The organism is Cryobacterium luteum (assembly GCF_900110125.1).
Classification (GTDB): domain Bacteria; phylum Actinomycetota; class Actinomycetes; order Actinomycetales; family Microbacteriaceae; genus Cryobacterium; species Cryobacterium luteum.
Window position 1 is genome coordinate 1 of record NZ_FOCN01000033.1, and the last position, 14,826, is coordinate 14,826.

At 61.0% G+C, this 14,826-nt stretch carries 16 protein-coding genes, 3 pseudogenes and 1 riboswitch; of the genes and pseudogenes, 13 read left to right on the plus strand and 6 right to left on the minus strand.

The annotated features are described in order from the left end of the window. On the plus strand, positions 1 to 283 hold a 283-nt coding region (locus tag BMW72_RS17180), incomplete at its 5' end, for an IS30 family transposase (protein WP_139175927.1). Between the two features lie 1,450 nt (positions 284 to 1,733). Here the strand turns inward: BMW72_RS17180 and BMW72_RS17185 are convergent. Next, positions 1,734 to 3,035 (minus strand): ISL3 family transposase, encoded by a 1,302-nt coding sequence (locus tag BMW72_RS17185; RefSeq protein ID WP_092112732.1) that lies wholly within the window; start codon positions 3,033 to 3,035, stop codon positions 1,734 to 1,736. A 449-nt stretch (positions 3,036 to 3,484) separates the two neighbouring features. Here BMW72_RS17185 and BMW72_RS17190 point away from each other — a divergent pair, with 449 nt between their 5' ends. From BMW72_RS17190 to BMW72_RS17200, 3 genes are all read left to right on the plus strand, one after another. After that, complete coding sequence (locus BMW72_RS17190; protein ID WP_134450433.1) at positions 3,485 to 4,093, plus strand: hypothetical protein; 609 nt, start codon at positions 3,485 to 3,487, stop codon at positions 4,091 to 4,093. Between the two features lie 357 nt (positions 4,094 to 4,450). Continuing rightward, positions 4,451 to 5,008, plus strand: coding sequence for a hypothetical protein (locus BMW72_RS17195; protein ID WP_092112736.1), 558 nt, complete (start codon positions 4,451 to 4,453; stop codon positions 5,006 to 5,008). Between the two features lie 166 nt (positions 5,009 to 5,174). Further along, positions 5,175 to 5,618 carry a hypothetical protein gene (locus BMW72_RS17200; protein WP_092112738.1) on the plus strand — a complete coding sequence of 148 codons (444 nt, stop codon included), beginning with the start codon at positions 5,175 to 5,177 and terminating at the stop codon, positions 5,616 to 5,618. Positions 5,619 to 5,929: 311 nt separating this feature from the next. Here BMW72_RS17200 and BMW72_RS17205 read toward each other — a convergent pair whose 3' ends face one another. Beyond that, complete coding sequence (locus BMW72_RS17205; RefSeq protein ID WP_092112740.1) at positions 5,930 to 6,223, minus strand: hypothetical protein; 294 nt, start codon at positions 6,221 to 6,223, stop codon at positions 5,930 to 5,932. 390 nt (positions 6,224 to 6,613) lie between these two features. Next, on the minus strand, positions 6,614 to 6,772 hold the full coding sequence (locus tag BMW72_RS18915; RefSeq protein WP_166787789.1) for a hypothetical protein: 159 nt from the start codon (positions 6,770 to 6,772) through the stop codon (positions 6,614 to 6,616). A 142-nt stretch (positions 6,773 to 6,914) separates the two neighbouring features. Here BMW72_RS18915 and BMW72_RS17210 point away from each other — a divergent pair, with 142 nt between their 5' ends. Next, positions 6,915 to 7,256, plus strand: a complete 342-nt coding sequence (locus tag BMW72_RS17210; protein WP_092112742.1) for a helix-turn-helix domain-containing transcriptional regulator — start codon at positions 6,915 to 6,917, stop codon at positions 7,254 to 7,256. A gap of 3 nt (positions 7,257 to 7,259) precedes the next feature. Here the strand turns inward: BMW72_RS17210 and BMW72_RS17215 are convergent, their stop codons facing one another. Beyond that, positions 7,260 to 7,763, minus strand: coding sequence for a hypothetical protein (locus BMW72_RS17215; protein WP_092112749.1), 504 nt, complete (start codon positions 7,761 to 7,763; stop codon positions 7,260 to 7,262). A 135-nt stretch (positions 7,764 to 7,898) separates the two neighbouring features. Here BMW72_RS17215 and BMW72_RS19545 point away from each other — a divergent pair. Together BMW72_RS19545 and BMW72_RS19550 are read left to right on the plus strand one after the other, a co-directional pair. Continuing rightward, a pseudogene (locus BMW72_RS19545) lies at positions 7,899 to 8,686 on the plus strand (adenine-specific methyltransferase EcoRI family protein). After that, positions 8,679 to 9,059, plus strand: coding sequence for an adenine-specific methyltransferase EcoRI family protein (locus tag BMW72_RS19550; RefSeq protein WP_277871560.1), 381 nt, complete (start codon positions 8,679 to 8,681; stop codon positions 9,057 to 9,059). The pseudogene BMW72_RS19545 and the gene BMW72_RS19550 overlap by 8 nt, the downstream one beginning before the upstream one ends. Before the next feature lie 13 nt (positions 9,060 to 9,072). Here the strand turns inward: BMW72_RS19550 and BMW72_RS17225 are convergent. Beyond that, positions 9,073 to 10,364 (minus strand): IS3 family transposase gene (locus BMW72_RS17225; RefSeq protein WP_092112743.1). Its coding sequence is split into 2 segments (ribosomal slippage): positions 9,073 to 10,094 and positions 10,094 to 10,364, totalling 1,293 coding nucleotides; the frame shifts between segments, so codons are not numbered across the junction. Between the two features lie 186 nt (positions 10,365 to 10,550). After that, positions 10,551 to 10,652 (minus strand): MFS transporter small subunit, encoded by a 102-nt coding sequence (locus tag BMW72_RS19750; protein ID WP_422386318.1) that lies wholly within the window; start codon positions 10,650 to 10,652, stop codon positions 10,551 to 10,553. A 102-nt stretch (positions 10,653 to 10,754) separates the two neighbouring features. On the opposite strand from BMW72_RS19750, the pseudogene BMW72_RS17230 reads away from it, so the two are divergent. The 6 genes and pseudogenes from BMW72_RS17230 to BMW72_RS19635 form a co-directional block, all read left to right on the plus strand. Then, positions 10,755 to 11,141: pseudogene (locus BMW72_RS17230) on the plus strand (recombinase family protein); the annotation flags it as partial. Positions 11,142 to 11,411: 270 nt separating this feature from the next. Beyond that, positions 11,412 to 12,107, plus strand: coding sequence for an Abi family protein (locus BMW72_RS17235; protein WP_092112745.1), 696 nt, complete (start codon positions 11,412 to 11,414; stop codon positions 12,105 to 12,107). Between the two features lie 233 nt (positions 12,108 to 12,340). Beyond that, a riboswitch (TPP riboswitch) is annotated at positions 12,341 to 12,434 on the plus strand. Then, the gene (gene thiM / locus BMW72_RS17240) at positions 12,428 to 13,234 is read left to right on the plus strand and encodes a hydroxyethylthiazole kinase (protein ID WP_092112747.1); all 807 of its coding nucleotides are present in this window, start codon (positions 12,428 to 12,430) and stop codon (positions 13,232 to 13,234) included. (Overlaps the previous riboswitch by 7 nt.) After that, complete coding sequence (thiE, locus tag BMW72_RS17245; protein WP_166787788.1) at positions 13,231 to 13,884, plus strand: thiamine phosphate synthase; 654 nt, start codon at positions 13,231 to 13,233, stop codon at positions 13,882 to 13,884. Before thiM ends, thiE begins: the two co-directional genes overlap by 4 nt. Further along, a pseudogene (locus BMW72_RS19630) lies at positions 13,881 to 14,315 on the plus strand (bifunctional hydroxymethylpyrimidine kinase/phosphomethylpyrimidine kinase); the annotation flags it as partial. The gene thiE and the pseudogene BMW72_RS19630, both read left to right, overlap by 4 nt. A 94-nt stretch (positions 14,316 to 14,409) precedes the next feature. After that, the coding region (locus BMW72_RS19635; RefSeq protein WP_341864745.1) for a bifunctional hydroxymethylpyrimidine kinase/phosphomethylpyrimidine kinase at positions 14,410 to 14,826 on the plus strand (417 nt) is incomplete at its 3' end.

The following is a 14,826-nucleotide window of genomic DNA, read 5'->3' on the forward strand; positions in this document are numbered from 1 at the left end:
TCTGACCTGGGACCAAGGTGTCGAGATGGCGCATCACACTGCCATCCGCCTTGGCACAAACATGGACGTCTACTTCTGCGACGCAGCCAGCCCCTGGCAACGCGGATCCAACGAGAACACCAACGGCCTACTACGCCAGTACTTCCCCAAGGGCACCAACCTCTCCACCTACACCGCCGACGACTTACGCGCGGCAGCACACGAGCTCAACGAACGCCCACGGAAGACGCTCGACTGGGACACCCCCGCCGAGCGCTTCGCTAAACTGCTGACTACTGAATAGACCACCCGGTGTTGCAACGACCCCCAGAAACCGCCGCACTATTGGCCCTGTTTTGGCCCGGCGTCAACAGAACGGCTGGGCTTGTGCATAATTCTTGCCAGACGAGCAGCGACGGACGGGAAGCAGCGGTAGCTACGCTGCCCGCGGGCCCCGATCGCCTAAGTACGCACCTTGCTCCCGCCCACTGTTACGCCTCTGCTTGTTGGCCGGATAAACAGGCAGGATCTGGCTGGTTCCAGCCAGGAATCTGAGCGTAATCTGCGGGCGCGCTGTGGCCAGATACTGGCCAGCTAGTGACCAATTAGTGGCCAGTTGCTGCCCACTTCCGGCCCCACCTGGTCGAGGCTGTTTTCCAGTGGGCGCGTAGTGGCCAGTTCCTGACCAATTCTGGGCCAATGTTGGGCCAGTTCCTGCCCACAAGCTCTGTCAGGAGGTCCAGCTCGTGATTTCGACACCTCGGCTCGAGCAAATTCTCATCTGTGGGCGCGAAGTGACCAGCCCCTGACCATATTCTGGCCAGATACTGGCCAGAGCCCGAGATAGACACAGGCCTTCAGAATCTGTGGGCGCGTAGTGGCCAGAAATAGACCAGTTCTTGACCAAATTCCGGCCGGTCCGGCGTCGGGCTTATTTGAGAGCTAAACAGTGGGCGCTCAGTGGCCAGAAACTGACCAGCTGCTGGTCAGTTTCTGGCCCAGCTGTTTATCTCCGTTTGTGAGTCTGTCTCATCGACTGGAGACGTGCTTTTCAGAAGGTGGCTGCTTCTCAAGGGGCGAGGCGCGGCCCGTCAGTTCTCTCGAGCTCAGCTCAGTTGGAACCTGGTCTCACCGCCAGGTGAGATTCTGGCTAAGCAAACCAGATCAGGTGCGATCCAGCGGGAGGAGCGCCTGATCGAGGAACGCCGGAACGAAGAGACAGAGTGACGAAGGTCGAGGCGACGGGGGACGCTGGGGAGTTCCGGATCTGGTTTGCATGAGGATCCCGATCGAGTAAGTACGCACCTCGCTCCCGTCCACCGTTGCGTGTTTGTACCTGTGCACCGTTCGGCACGTGCATGCTCGGGTTCTTCTTGCGCTGGTTGCATTCTAAGCCCACATCCATCGGACAATAAGAAAAGAGCTTTTCATCGTTGAAGCTTTGTTTTCAGAGGGCTGCATGTAAAGGAGGCTGTGCCTAAGGGGCGCGATGCGCGGCCGGTCAGGCTTTGCGCTCTGTGCATCATTCAGAATCGAATTGGATAGCACCTATGGCCCGCACACCGGGTTGGGGCGTTCAACGCACGGACCTGTCAAACAAATGAGCGGAGCGATGGGGGAGCTGGTAGCCCCTACCCGGTGTGCGGAGGATTTTTGGGGGCAGCATTTAAACGCACCTAGCTCCCGTTTGATAGCATCCCGTTACCATGCGTGCGAAGTCCGCCTTTTAATGGCTCTCCTGACTCATCCGTGGGTTAAATCCGGCCTGGAAGCACAGGTTTATGTCCGCCGAGGCTGAGCATGGCGAGGGCGATGAGGGCGTCGGGTGATTTGAAGCCGAAGGCGATGCGGGTCATGAGGCGGATCTTGGTGTTCATGGATTCGACGCGGCCGTTGGAGAGGCCGTGTTCGATGGACGCGAGGATCGCGGTGCGGTGCTTGACGATGCTCTTTTGCAGTTTCACGAAGGACGAGATTCGGCAGCGGCGTGCCCAACCAACCCACTTATCGAGAGCTTCGGTCGCTTCGTGGAGGGGCAGTTTGAAGATGACGCGGAGGCCTTCCTTCAGGTAGTAGGCGCGGGCCAGGCGTGGGTCGGTCTGCACGATCCAGGCGAGCTTCGCTTGCTGCTTCTCGGTCAGGTTTTCCGGGTTCTTCCAGAGCGCGTAACGGCAGTTCTTGATGCCGGCAGCTCGGGCGCTGTCCGGGCGAGCGGGCGCGTCGGCGGCAGGCCGGCCACGGGTTCGTCGGGCGTCGTTTTGGCGCGCGGCTTTGCGGGCATCGTTCCACGTGGTCCGGCGGACCTCGTCGAGGGCTTCGGTGGCCCATTTCACGACGTGGAACGGATCAGCGCAGCGAACGGCGTTGGGGGCTTTGTCCGCGACAACACTGGCGATCCAGGCCGCGCCGTCCGCCGAAACATGCGTGATCTGCGCCGAACGTTCCTGCCCTAACGCGTCGAAAAACGTCGCGAGGGTGGCTTTGTCCTGGCCCGGTGCGGCCCAGACGAGACGGCCGGAATCGTGGTCGACGACGCAGGTCAAATACTTGTGGCCGCGCTTGTAACTGATCTCGTCGATCCCGATCCGGGTCAGGTCCGCGAACTGGTCATACTGCTTCTCGGTATCGGCCCAGACCCGGGTGATGATGGCGCCGACGGTGCGCCACGCGATGCGCATCAACACGGTGATCGCCGTCTTCGATGTTTGCGTGGCCGGCCACGCGACCTGGTCGTCAAAGAACAGTGTGTGCCCGCTCTGGTGCCGGGCCCACGGCACGGCGGCGACCGTCACGCCGTGGATGCGGCAGGACACTCGCGGTGCGTCGGCTTCGAGGTGAACTTGAATCGAGCCCACGTCCAAGCCACGCCAGCGACGTCGTCCGTCACCGAGGTCGTAACGCGGGCTGCGCTTCTGGCAGGACCCGCACCGGTTCCGCTTCGACGCCATCGGACGCACCGACACGATCAAAATCCTGCTCTCAAGGTCAAGATCGATGTCGTCGACGAACGTCTTCTCGACACCGAGAAGGGTTCGCCATATTCTTAGAGTTCGCACGCCGCTTTTTCCGTTCCCGAGTTTCTTGCCTTTGACAGTTAGAAACCTAGGCGGAGAGCGGCGTGCGGCCGTTAAGGCGCTCCCAACGAACCCACGGTTACGTCAGGAGAGCCCTTTTAATAGTTGAATTCGGGCAATCGAGAATCGCGTGCATAAGCTCTTTTATGGTTCATTTCAGAGGTTCCAAAAGTGGAGCGGTGCATTCTGTTCCGGTAAGGAAGAAGAAGCAGCAGCTCTTCGTGGCCACGCTGAGCGACCCGCCTACCGGATGTTGATTCTGTGGATGAATAAATCTGGCTAAGTGTTAAATCGAGGGGAATGCTCTATGCGCAGCGCTGCACGAGGTTATGTGGGATAGAGCGGAAAAGAGAATTGCCCGGAATCAGCGGATACTGCGTCGGGGTGGAGATATTCGTGATTAACTTAAATCCTCGCTCAGGGAAACACCTTTGAGCACGGCATGTTCGGAGCTATGCATTACCTTTGACCCATTTGACGAAGGAACCTTTCTCTTTCCACCGGAGAAATACCCTGACGCCGCGGCATATCTGCAGTTCTGGAACACCACACCCATTTCCGATGGCATTCTGGCGAATATTTGTGCAGCACGTGCTGAGCTGATGCGGAAGAGGTCAGTAGCCGCCGGTGTAGCGTGGGGCCGGTGGTACGACGGGGTGAACGAAGCTGAGCTCCATCACAAGAACCCAAGCCGCGAAGCGATCGCTGACGCAGCTCGGGCTGTGGCGTATGACGCATACATGGTTGAGTGGTGGGGAGATATTCCCCATAAGATCGCAGCAACGGCTGCCAGGCGCATTGTGCGCGCGGGCCAGATGTATTGGTACCAGAACAGCATTTACGAAGAGGATCGAGTTGACGTTTTGAAGACGACGATTCGCCTGAGTGACAGCGATCTCACGCCTGAGGAGGTGTGCGCTCGCTACCAACTCAACGAGATCCGCACCAGTTTCTGTGAGACCACAGTTACGGTCGCCGAGCGTCTCGAGGATGTACGCCTGGAGCTTCAGCACATTCGAGGTCAGCTGCCGCGTCAGTAAGAAGGGCCCCATCCAGGTGGGCAGGGGTTTCTTTCCTATGCGCAGACGGGGCGTCTTATCCCCGCGATTTCGTGACCGCAACCCTGCGTGTAGTTTCAGGGGCCGAGTTGGAGATTTAGCCTGCGCTCAGCTTCGGCTCGAACCACGCATCGGGAGGTTACCGCTTTGCACCAGCACTGTAAGTCAGTCCAGGGGCGATACTCATTTTCCAACCCCGGCCGAGAAAACGCTGCTACTGTCCTCGAACAGCGCACGATCGCTTATGAATATTCACAATGTTCACAACGATCCTCGTCACTCATGAACGGTGTACTCGACCCAGCGGGACGTGGGCACCCCCCAACGAAAGGCATCATCATGAATAAGGTCACCATCCCCTTTACTGTCGATCTTCCCGACTTTCGAGCATTCACCTCGCTGGTTCCGGAGCTTTCGTTCGGCGTCCTCGCTAACCTCGCAGCGACGGGCCCGTTTGTCTACCTTCTCGTCGAGCCGCGCGGCGGCGTTATCTACGTCGGTAAAAGCGACGCGACCACGGGCGCGGTCGGCAAGCGCGCTCTAGCGTATGCGAAATGGTCGTCGGAGTATCAAGATCAGGTCGCGGATGGCGGTCGGCCGGATCCTCTGGTTGACCCAGTGTCCGGCGATCTATCATTGGCCGCCTGGTCGCCAATCATCCGGTTTGTAACTCGCCACCAAGCGATCGTGCATGTAGCGAGTGTCGCGGGTACCGGCCTCAGCGGCAAGCTCTGGGAGGCACGCCTCCAGGGGCTTACGGGCACTCTTACCGGGCTCGAATCACTCGTTGGTGGCTCGGGCTGGGAAGCCAAACCCGGCACCCTCCGTAAAGAGGGCTACGACTGGGCGTGGGACCGGATCACCCAGCTGCGCGGGTCGGGCGCGCTTAGCGGCTGAGACGACCGCCCACCTCGCTGGGCGGCGGTGCGTCCCGCCCAGTAGGGCGAGGTCAGCGATTGTCGTTGCTTGCGGGCGGAGTATCCACGGCAGTTGTGCTCATGGTGTGGAATGCACGAATATGGTGCTGACCGGAAGTTTCGTCGTTGCCCGCTAGGATTCAGCCATGCTGACTATAACTGGAGAACTGACTGACGTCGTTGAAGTGACGAGGGACCTGAAGGTGACAGGCACTGTCTCTGCAGGTGCGAATATCGCTCCGGGAAAGCACCTCGTCGTCGTGGGAGCAGCAATTGGAAGATTCGTCCTGGAAGACGACGCCTATCTGACCATCAACGGGAGCTTCACTGGGGAAATCGTCGACAGCGACGGTCTAACCACCATAAGCGGGATGGCCGTTGTTAATCCTGGCAACGTTCCCGGAGAACTCGCGATCGGCGTTGGATCGCTCGTCGTTACGGATGATGGTCGTTTTAGACTCAATCGTGATGGGACCCTGTCGGAGGTGTTTGACGATGGGCAGACGCTTTCGTTGGATGTAAACACCACCGAGGTATGCGATTACGACCCCGACTTGGGAATTTTTGTGTCGCTGAACGTCGATCGCTGAAGCGACGGCTTGAGTGAAGTCATGTCCGATTCGGCCAGCCCGCGCTGAGGTGGCTCTTTGCTCAACGGGCCAATTCCTGGTCTTACAGTCGAAGAGTCCGTTGTTCGCTGGGACCTAGTCGTTTTGAGCTGTGACCATGTTGTATGGTGCCGCGCGAAGAGCATGGTGCGGGCAAGCATTCACCTACGGCAGCACCCTCTTGCCGCCTGTCGACAATTACAGCTATGGGACGTACGAGGTTCCCGGCTACGGCTTGGGCATCCACTGGACGTGCGACACCGGCTGGTGATCGTCATTGACAGCGACTACGCCTACTCCAGTGCGTCGACCGCTATGGCCCATGGATACCCCTGGATCGCATCCTCAAAAGTAGGAGCTGCGCTTCGGTCAGGTAAAGCGTCGACCTCCTGGCTCACCAACCGGACAGCGCACATATCGGTCGCGGGATTGGTGAGAAAATCCAAATGCACAGCGTGCCCATCGATGGTGCCGAACATGATTGAGCTGAACGGACCGATTGGTTTAGCCATGGCCGGCACGAACTCGGCGCCGATGAGTGCCGGTTCTGTGTTGACGAGGTGTACCAGTGGCTCCGTGCCGAGCACTGTTATCGCGTTTGCTCGAGGTTGCCCAGAACGAGTGGTGCCACCGGTAGTAGTAGTAGTAGTAGGAGGGCTACTACTACTACTACTACTACTACTACTACTACTCGCACCGAAAACGGAGCGCTCCACAGCAGATGCCCATACCCACGCGCGATGAGTGCCACGATTCTCCCACTCGATATACACAGCGCGCTGCGTCCAAGCCAGGGCCAAACCGCGCACACGCTCGGCAACAGCCGGGTATCTCACCCAAGCAAGCACCTGCGTAGGACCTGTACCCACCGTGACAGGTAGGTGACCGAGCTCGTCCGTCGTAAGACTGAACGGCCGCGGCACGAACTCGTTCCCGTAGTCCGGTTCGACCTGGGCTAGCTGCTCAGTAGACAGAAACTACTTCGCGGCAGGTGTCTGCGAAAGCTTGACGATCCACTGTGGCGTCGCCACGCCGCCGCGACGGTCTGCGTTCACGCGAACACGCGCGGCTACGGCCTGAGCTTTCGGGCTTGGTCGGCTGTCGCTCTGACGTTGCTGAATCTCGTTGATGGTCATGGCGCGCCTCCTGCTCCTGTACAAATTATGCGCGGGGGCGCCTGAAAATACCAGGCACAGGAGGCCAAATGAGTTCAACGGTCGGCGATATTGCGGTGTAACATAAATGGTACGCTAAACCAATCGACAGCAGGAGAGAATCATGACTGGGGCATTCTGGGACGACGTCGCCAACGACGTACACGATCCCGAATTCGCGCGCGCCTACGCCAGTGAAGCGATTCGCATCCGCACGATCGACGCGCTCGTCAACGCGCTGAATGATGCCGCGGAGGCCGAGGGGCTCACTCGGGCCGAGATCGCCCGTGCGGCAGGAATGCAGGCCGCCGTTGTGCGCCGTCTGCTTACGGCCACCACTGTCAACCCGACTGTGTCGACGCTTGTCGAGGTTGCGGCCACGCTCGGATTCCGGGTGACGCTCGAGAAGATGACCAAGTCCGAACGCCTCGAGATCACAGAGCCGATGCGGAAAGTCGCAGCCTGACGGTTAGATTACCGATCGTGGCTTGTTGCGATTGCGGTACTCGATACCAAGCGCTTGGATCTTTGCGTACTCGCTCTCGCCAAGCGTGGTCCGAAAAGCCTTCCGCCGGCCGTCGATAATCACCAGGTAGGGCTTGTCTACCGGGGTGCCGTCTTTATCGAGGGCATCGTAGTCAAGTAGGCAAAACAAGCGGAAGTGTTCGCGCCTCGGTCCGTCTACGCGAATCTCGTACCAGCCCGTCATATCGCCGTGCATTGCCTCCCAATACCCGCCACCGGAGAAGCGATTCGGCGGCGCTCCAGCGACGGCCGTCGCGACGGCGTACACCTTGGCTCGGACGCTGTCGGGCCAGCTGCGTAACTCAGTCCGTCCAGGGGCCGGCATGGCCGGGTCATCACTCCTGTGACGGTAAAAGTAGACAATGTCGTGCACATCGGACGGCGACGGCTTGGTCTTCGGCTGCGGCGTGACGCTTCGCTTCGACGACTTGCTGCCTTTGGATGCCACCCACACACCCTACTTGACGGGCTGTTAGGACAGCACGACCGGGGCGTGTTCGTCTCCGTCGATAGGATGATGAGTCATACCGCACTGATGCTTTGCTGTGCGAGTAAGCCGGGGGATCGGAACCGCACAACTCTTATGATCGAGAAGAAGACATCAAATCTGAACGCCGCCAAGGCGGCTAAAAACGACGAGTTTTACACGCAATGGGCCGACATCGAGCGCGAGATGAACGCTTACCTCGAGTATGACCCCGACGTGTTTCGTGGCAAGACGATCCTCTTACCATGCGACGATCCGGAGTGGTCCAACTTCACGAAGTTCTTTGCCCTGCGTTTTATGGACTACGGCATCAAGAAATCATCTCGACGTCGTACGCGCCGGACAGTAACCCTGCGGAGTTCAGCTACGAGCCGACGCTGTTCGAGATAAACGACCCACAGTTCGACGAGACCAAGACCCGCAGTAACGGCAAGAAGTTCGTCCTGGAACCTAAGGACGTCAATGCCGACGGTGTCATCAACATCGACGACCTCCAGTGGGAGTACCTCACAGGCGACGGCGATTTCCGCAGTGCTGAAATCACCGCGTTGCGTGACGAGGCCGACATCGTCATCACCAACCCGCCATTCTCGCTGTTCCGCGACTTCGTCGACTGGCTCGCCCAGGGTGGTGTGAAGTTCTCGATGATTGGCAACCAGAACGCGATCGCCTATAAAGAGGTCTTTCGGTTGATCAAAGCCAATGAGATGTGGCTGGGGAAAGGGTTCCCGCGCAACATGGCGCACTTCCAAACCCCATACTCGGTCCACAGCCCGTGGGTCGAGCAGAGTGGTGAGGGCACCGTTCGAGTACCAGGTGTTCAGTGGTTCACCAATATCGAGCACGGCCGTAGGTATGCCGCTTCAGCTCATGACGATGGCTGACAATCTGAAATTCAATAAGAAGTTGATCGCGAGTCTCTACGGCGGAACCAACTATCAGCCCTACGACAATTTCGATGCCATCGAAGTACCGTTCACTGATGCGATTCCAGCCGACTACGACGGCGTGATGGGCGTTCCGATCACGTGGCTTGCGAAGTACAACCCGGATCAGTTCGAGATCTTGGGTACGGACGAGTCCGACTTTGCACCATCAAAGACCTATCGAGCCAAAAGCAAGGTGGTGGACGGTTCCCCCGTGAAGTCGAACACCGGATCCGGCGGGGCCTACATCCGCACTGAATCGTTTGATTCAGGGACCTACTTCGACGTGGGCTACCCGGTGAAGCGCATGTACAAGCGAATCTTCATCTGAACCGTCCCGGGTTTCATGCCGCCGTTTTGTTGGCGGCTTCGATATTTATCGGGCCGTTTGTTTCAGCGTAGTAGTTGCGTTCATTTTCTTCGGGCGGCATGTTCCCGAGCGCGCTGTGCAGGCGCCGATTGTTGTACCAATCCAGCCACTCGAAGGTGAGCTTTTCAACGTCCGCGATGGTCTTCAACGGGCCCGTCGCGAACGGTGAGGTCTTCGCCACCGCCTCGTTCTTGTAAAGCCCCATGAGGGTCTCGGCAGCCGCGTTGTCATAGGTGTCGCCGATGGTCCCGATCGAGGCGACGAGCCCCTCGAGCGCGACGGTCTTTGTGAACTTGATGGACGTATACTGTGAGCCAGCGTCTGAGTTATGTATCAGCCCTGGTCGCACCGCGTGGCCGGCATGGTCGCGGCGCCAGAGCGCCATATTCAAACAGACCTCAACGAACGGGGTGTCCTTGATCGTTGAAGCATGCCAACCCACAATCGCTCGCGAGTACAGGTCGATCGCGAAGGCCACGTAAACGAAGACGCCCCACGTCGGCACGTACGTGAAATCAGTTACCCAGCTGTGATTCGGCCGGGGTGCACTGAAGTTGCGCTTGAGCAGGTCAGGGGCTCGAGGTGAGTCCTTGCCGGTCGAGGCCGACGCCCGGGACTTCCGGCCTCGGACGAGGCCGTTCATGCCCTCGAGGCGCATCAAACGGTCGACCGTGTGCTGGGACACGCCAGCTAACCCGCCCCGGCGAAGCCAAGCCGTCATCTTCCGCCGAGCATAGAGGATCTCGGGTTGCTGACGTCCCTGGACGTCTCGCACTTTCAATGCTTTGAGACGGTCGACGAGAACCGCGTCGCTCTGAACTCGCGCCGCGGCGGCGCGAGTCTTCCATGCCCGATACGACCGTGAAGTGACAGCGACGCCCTGCTCGCGCAGGACGCCACACGTCAACTCGACTCCATGGCCGTTCGCCTTCATCTGGACGATGAAAGCGACTATGGACGGTTGCGAGGGTCGAGCTCCCTCGCGAAGAAAGACGCCGCAGCTCTGAGGATATCGTTCGTCTCGCGCAGGTCACGGTTCTCACGCTTGAGGCGTTTGATCTCCTCAAGCTCCTCGCTCGTGGGCCCGGTGCGTTCGCCAGCGTGGGCCTGCGCCTGCGTGACCCACTTTCGGAGCGTCTCGGCGCCGATGTTGAGCTTGGGGGCCAAGCCGCGGCACGTGGCCCACATCGATGGGTAATCCTTCAAACGATCAAGAGTCATACGGACCGCTCGTTCGCGAACCTCTGTTGGGTGTTTCTTGGGCATAACCGAATCCTTTCACCAGAAAGAAAGCGGCAGGAAATCAGTGACGGATCAGACATCGTTCACAGATGTTTCGGGGCATGGTGCACATATATTTCTTCCGGAATAACGCTATAGGCTTCACGACAGTCAGGTCGGGGCTGATGCTCGCTTCCGCGGAGCTTTACACGTGTGCTCTTTCCAGCCAGATCAGCTGAAGAGCACCGTAACCTTGGTGAGGGTTTGGTAGATGCCAAAGAGCAGTGGAACCCCGACGATTATCCAGCCGAGTGCGAGTTGTGCCCTCTTCATGTCATGCCTCTCGGATGATTTCTCGAGCCGTTGAGCGAGGCGGATCGGGTTCGTGGAATGTGGGACCGACGGGCCGCACGAGCAGGTTGGCGATGAAGCCGACTCGTGCACTCCATGGATCGCCTTGCCCGTAACCTCGACGACCTCCGCTCGATCGTGCGCCGGCTTACCGCGAAGAAGGTCCGAGTCGAGTTCGTGAAAGAGCAACTCTCCTTCACGGGCGATGACAACGCGATGGCTAACTTGCTCCTTAACGTCATGGGAGCCTTTGCTGAGTTCGAGCGGTCCCTGATCCGTGAACGTCAGCGCGAGGGTATTGCCCTGGCGAAGAAGCGTGGCGTCTACCGCGGCCGCACCCCATCATTGGACGCGGCCCGCGCCGCGGAGCTGCGTGAGAAGGCCGCCGCCGGCGTGCCGAAAGCTGCTCTCGCTCGACACTTTGGGATCAGCCGCGAAACCGTTTATGCCTATCTCCGCGCCGAGGTCTGAAGGATTCTCCGCTGAGGCAGGCGCCATGCCTGCAGCTGGGGGGAGTGGGGCAAGTTCGCGGCACCTCGTCTCCTGGCGTGGAACACGCGCCGGGGCCAAACGCTGCGCAGGGCGCCGCTGAAGGGCTGGCACGGCTGGCAAAGTGCAGGACAAATGAAAAACTCCGGGTCCGCCAAGGCGAAGTACCGGAGTTCCCAATTCGTGGCCCAAGTAACATGAGACAGCGGTCATCAAGGGCTTGCAGATCAATCCTAGCTCGGAGGGCGACCTGTGGCAACGACATCGAGCGAGGGCCCCTGGATAGAGGAATGGCTCAGCATTGGCCGGTTCTCCACCTACCTCGCGGCCGCCGGCCGATCTCGCTCACGAGCGCTTGATCTCTACGAGTGGAACGCAAAGCTGAGCGCGGCTTTCTTGCACGATTTGAGCCATCTGGAAGTCGGTCTGCGCAATGCGTGCGATCGCCAGCTTGCAGCGGCAACTCTCCCTGGTGACGCGCACTGGACGGATCCGGCCACATCGCTGACATTGTTTCCCGTCGTGATGAGAAAGGACCGGGCTACCGGCCGCTCGCGCGACGTCAACAAAATCGCCCGAGGCAACGTCCAGCGGGCGCGGATCAACGCAGCGACGTCACCACACACGCCGCCAATACCCGGCAAGGTCGTCGCCGAACTCATGTTCGGCTTCTGGACCTACCTCTTCGTGGACGCTCACGAGAAAACCATCTGGGTTCCTCATCTCCACAAAGCCTTCCCACCAGGCACCGACAGAAACCCGTTTAATGACGCATTGGCCGCGCTGCGAGATTTCCGCAACAGAGTGGCTCACCACGAGAACATCCTCAACGGTTCGGAAAGCGAACGGCGCCGAATTGTCTACATCATCCGGTTGCTCTCTGCTGACGCGCTTGCTCACTTCAAAGCCAACAGCGAGGTAGCCACGATCCTGGCTGGCCGACCGTAGGGAAGCTTCTGAGACCAGGGTGCGTTGTCCTGACGCCTCCCCGGGCAGCATCAGTCATCTAATTCTCGGTGTCTCGCAACTGACGATCAATCCGCCGCCCATGGAATACCAGACGCTCGGCCAGCTCTTGGAGCGCTCGCGCAATGACCTCGTTCCGTCGGCCAGTCGCCAAGATATTGGCCGCGTCCAACCATGAATTAGAACGAAGGTGCTGCGATACGCTGGGCCATAAGCCAAGTGACACGGGGTGCTCCATCTGGAGCTGAGATAACACCCGTTGAACCTGATCTAGTTAGTACTAGCGAAGGGATGTCGCGCAAATGCGCACGCCAGAAGAACTTATTTCATTCACCTGTTCAGCGCTTGACGAGGTGCGGTCCCGCCCGCCTCTCGTGCAGTGTCTCACCAATAGCGTCGTGGTGAACTTCACCGCTAACGTGCTGCTGTCGCTCGGTGCGGCGCCCGCGATGGTCGACATTCCGGGAGAGGCGGGCGCGTTCGCGCGGATCGCCTCGGGGCTGCTCGTCAATCTCGGCACGCCCGCCGCCGAACACCGTGACGCGATGGTCGAGGCCGTCACAGCCGCGAACGATGCTGGAACACCGTGGGTGCTCGACCCCGTTGCCGTCGGCTTCCTGCCCGTGCGTACGCCGCTGGCCTTCGCCCTTCGCGACCTGCGACCCACGGTGGTGCGCGGAAACGCGTCGGAGATAATCGCGCTGGCGGGCGCCGGATCCGGCGGCCGCGGAGTGGATTCATCTGACGAGGTGGATGCCGCCCTGGCCGCAGCGTACGCGCTGGCCGGGATGACCGGTGGGGTGATCGCCGTCTCCGGGCCCGTCGACATCATCACGGATGGCCGTGAGTTGGTGCGCATCGACAACGGGCATCCGTTGCTCACCCGCGTCACCGGCGGGGGCTGCGCCCTCGGCGCGGTCATGGCCGCGTTCGCCGCGGTCGACGACGACAGGTTCGCCACCACGGTGGCCGCGGCCACGGTTTACACCGTCGCGGCCGAGCTTGCGGCAGAGTCCGCCGCCGGTCCGAGCAGCTTCGCTGTCGCCTTTGTGGACGCCCTGGCCACCGTCACCGCGCAGGACATCGCACGCCGGGCGGTGCTCCGATGAACCTCGACCTGTCGCTGTATTTGGTGACCGACTCGGGGCAGGCCGCTGCGGCCGGGCGCAGCGTCGTGGACGTGGTGCGGCACGCCGTTGCCGGAGGCGTGAGCGCCGTGCAGGTGCGTGAGAAGGAGACCTCTGGGCGGGAGTTCCTCGACACCGTGCTGCGCATCGCGGATGTGCTGCCCGACACCGTGGCGTTGATCGTGAACGACAGGGTCGACGTGTTCCTGGCCGCCCGTGCCGCCGGGCGCCGGCTGACCGGGGTGCACGTCGGGCAATCCGACCTGCCCGTCGGCGCGGTGCGTGATCTCGTCGGGGGTGACGGTGTGATCGGGCTCAGCGCATCGACGGATGCCCAGCTGCGCCGCGCGGCCGAGGAGCCTGCCCTGGTCGACTACGTCGGCATTGGCGCACTGCACGCCACACGCACCAAGAGTGACGCGCCCCCTGCCCTGGGGCTGGTCGACTTCGCTCGCCTGGTCGGGGTCAGCACGCTGCCGGTCGTGGCCATCGGCGGGGTCGGCCTGCGCGACGTGGCCGCCCTCCGTGAGTGCGGGGCTGCGGGCGTCGCCGTGGTGTCGGCGATCTGTGCAGCGCCGCATCCGGAGCAGGCGGCCCGCGAGTTGCGAGCCGCGTGGGGCGTGACGGCATGACCGGCGCATCCCCACGCATTGCCCGCGTGCTGAGCATTGCTGGTACCGACCCGACCGGCGGAGCGGGTATCCAGGCCGACCTCAAAAGCATTGCGGCGAACGGGGGCTACGGCATGGCCGTGGTGACCGCACTGGTTGCGCAGAACACCCACGGTGTGCGCTCGGTGCACGTGCCGCCGGTCTCGTTCCTGCGCGAGCAGCTGCACGCCGTGAGTGACGACGTCGAGATCGATGCCGTCAAGATCGGGATGCTGGCCGACGTGCACGTCACCCACACCGTGAGCGAGTGGCTCGGCCAAGTGAAGCCCAGGCTCGTAGTGCTCGACCCTGTGATGATCGCTACGAGCGGCGACCGGCTGCTCACCGAGGATGCCGAGCAGGCTCTCCGCGACCTGCTGAGCGTCGTGCACCTGGTGACGCCCAATATCCCGGAGCTGGCCATCCTCGCCGGTTCTCCTGTGGCGACGAGCTGGTCGGCGGCGCTGCGCCAGGCGCAGCAGGTCGCTGAGACGGTACGGGGTCCTCGTGCTGGCCAAAGGCGGGCACCTCGCCGGTTACCTCGTGCCAGATGCCCTCGTCGATGCCCACACCGTGCGAGAGTTTCCCGGGCTGCGGATCTACACCCCGAATACCCACGGAACCGGGTGTTCCTTCTCCTCCGCCGTCGCGACCAGGGTGGCGTCCCGGGCCGGCACGGCCGCGCCGAGCCTCGCGCACTGGGGAGACGCCGTCGCCGAGGCGAAGCTCTGGCTGACCGAGAGCATCGCCCACTCCGGCGACCTGCAGGTCGGGTCCGGCCACGGTCCGATCCAGCACTTCGCCGGACTGTGGCAGCGCGGCGGCCTGCAGACCCGGCCCAGCCCGGCGCAGGTGGCCGAGTCGTGGTGGCACGACATCCGTGACATCCGCACAGACACCGACGAGTTGCCGTTCATTCGAGCG

What these genes read in the sequence shown, in the direction of transcription:
- BMW72_RS17195 (WP_092112736.1), top strand. Translation starts at nt 4,451, where the DNA reads ATGAATAAGGTCACCATCCCCTTTACTGTCGATCTTCCCGACTTTCGA.
- BMW72_RS17200 (WP_092112738.1), top strand. Translation starts at nt 5,175, where the DNA reads ATGCTGACTATAACTGGAGAACTGACTGACGTCGTTGAAGTGACGAGG.
- BMW72_RS18915 (WP_166787789.1), bottom strand. Translation starts at nt 6,772, where the DNA reads ATGACCATCAACGAGATTCAGCAACGTCAGAGCGACAGCCGACCAAGC.
- BMW72_RS17210 (WP_092112742.1), top strand. Translation starts at nt 6,915, where the DNA reads ATGACTGGGGCATTCTGGGACGACGTCGCCAACGACGTACACGATCCC.
- BMW72_RS19550 (WP_277871560.1), top strand. Translation starts at nt 8,679, where the DNA reads ATGGCTGACAATCTGAAATTCAATAAGAAGTTGATCGCGAGTCTCTAC.
- BMW72_RS19750 (WP_422386318.1), bottom strand. Translation starts at nt 10,652, where the DNA reads ATGAAGAGGGCACAACTCGCACTCGGCTGGATAATCGTCGGGGTTCCA.
- thiM (WP_092112747.1), top strand. Translation starts at nt 12,428, where the DNA reads ATGCGCACGCCAGAAGAACTTATTTCATTCACCTGTTCAGCGCTTGAC.
- thiE (WP_166787788.1), top strand. Translation starts at nt 13,231, where the DNA reads ATGAACCTCGACCTGTCGCTGTATTTGGTGACCGACTCGGGGCAGGCC.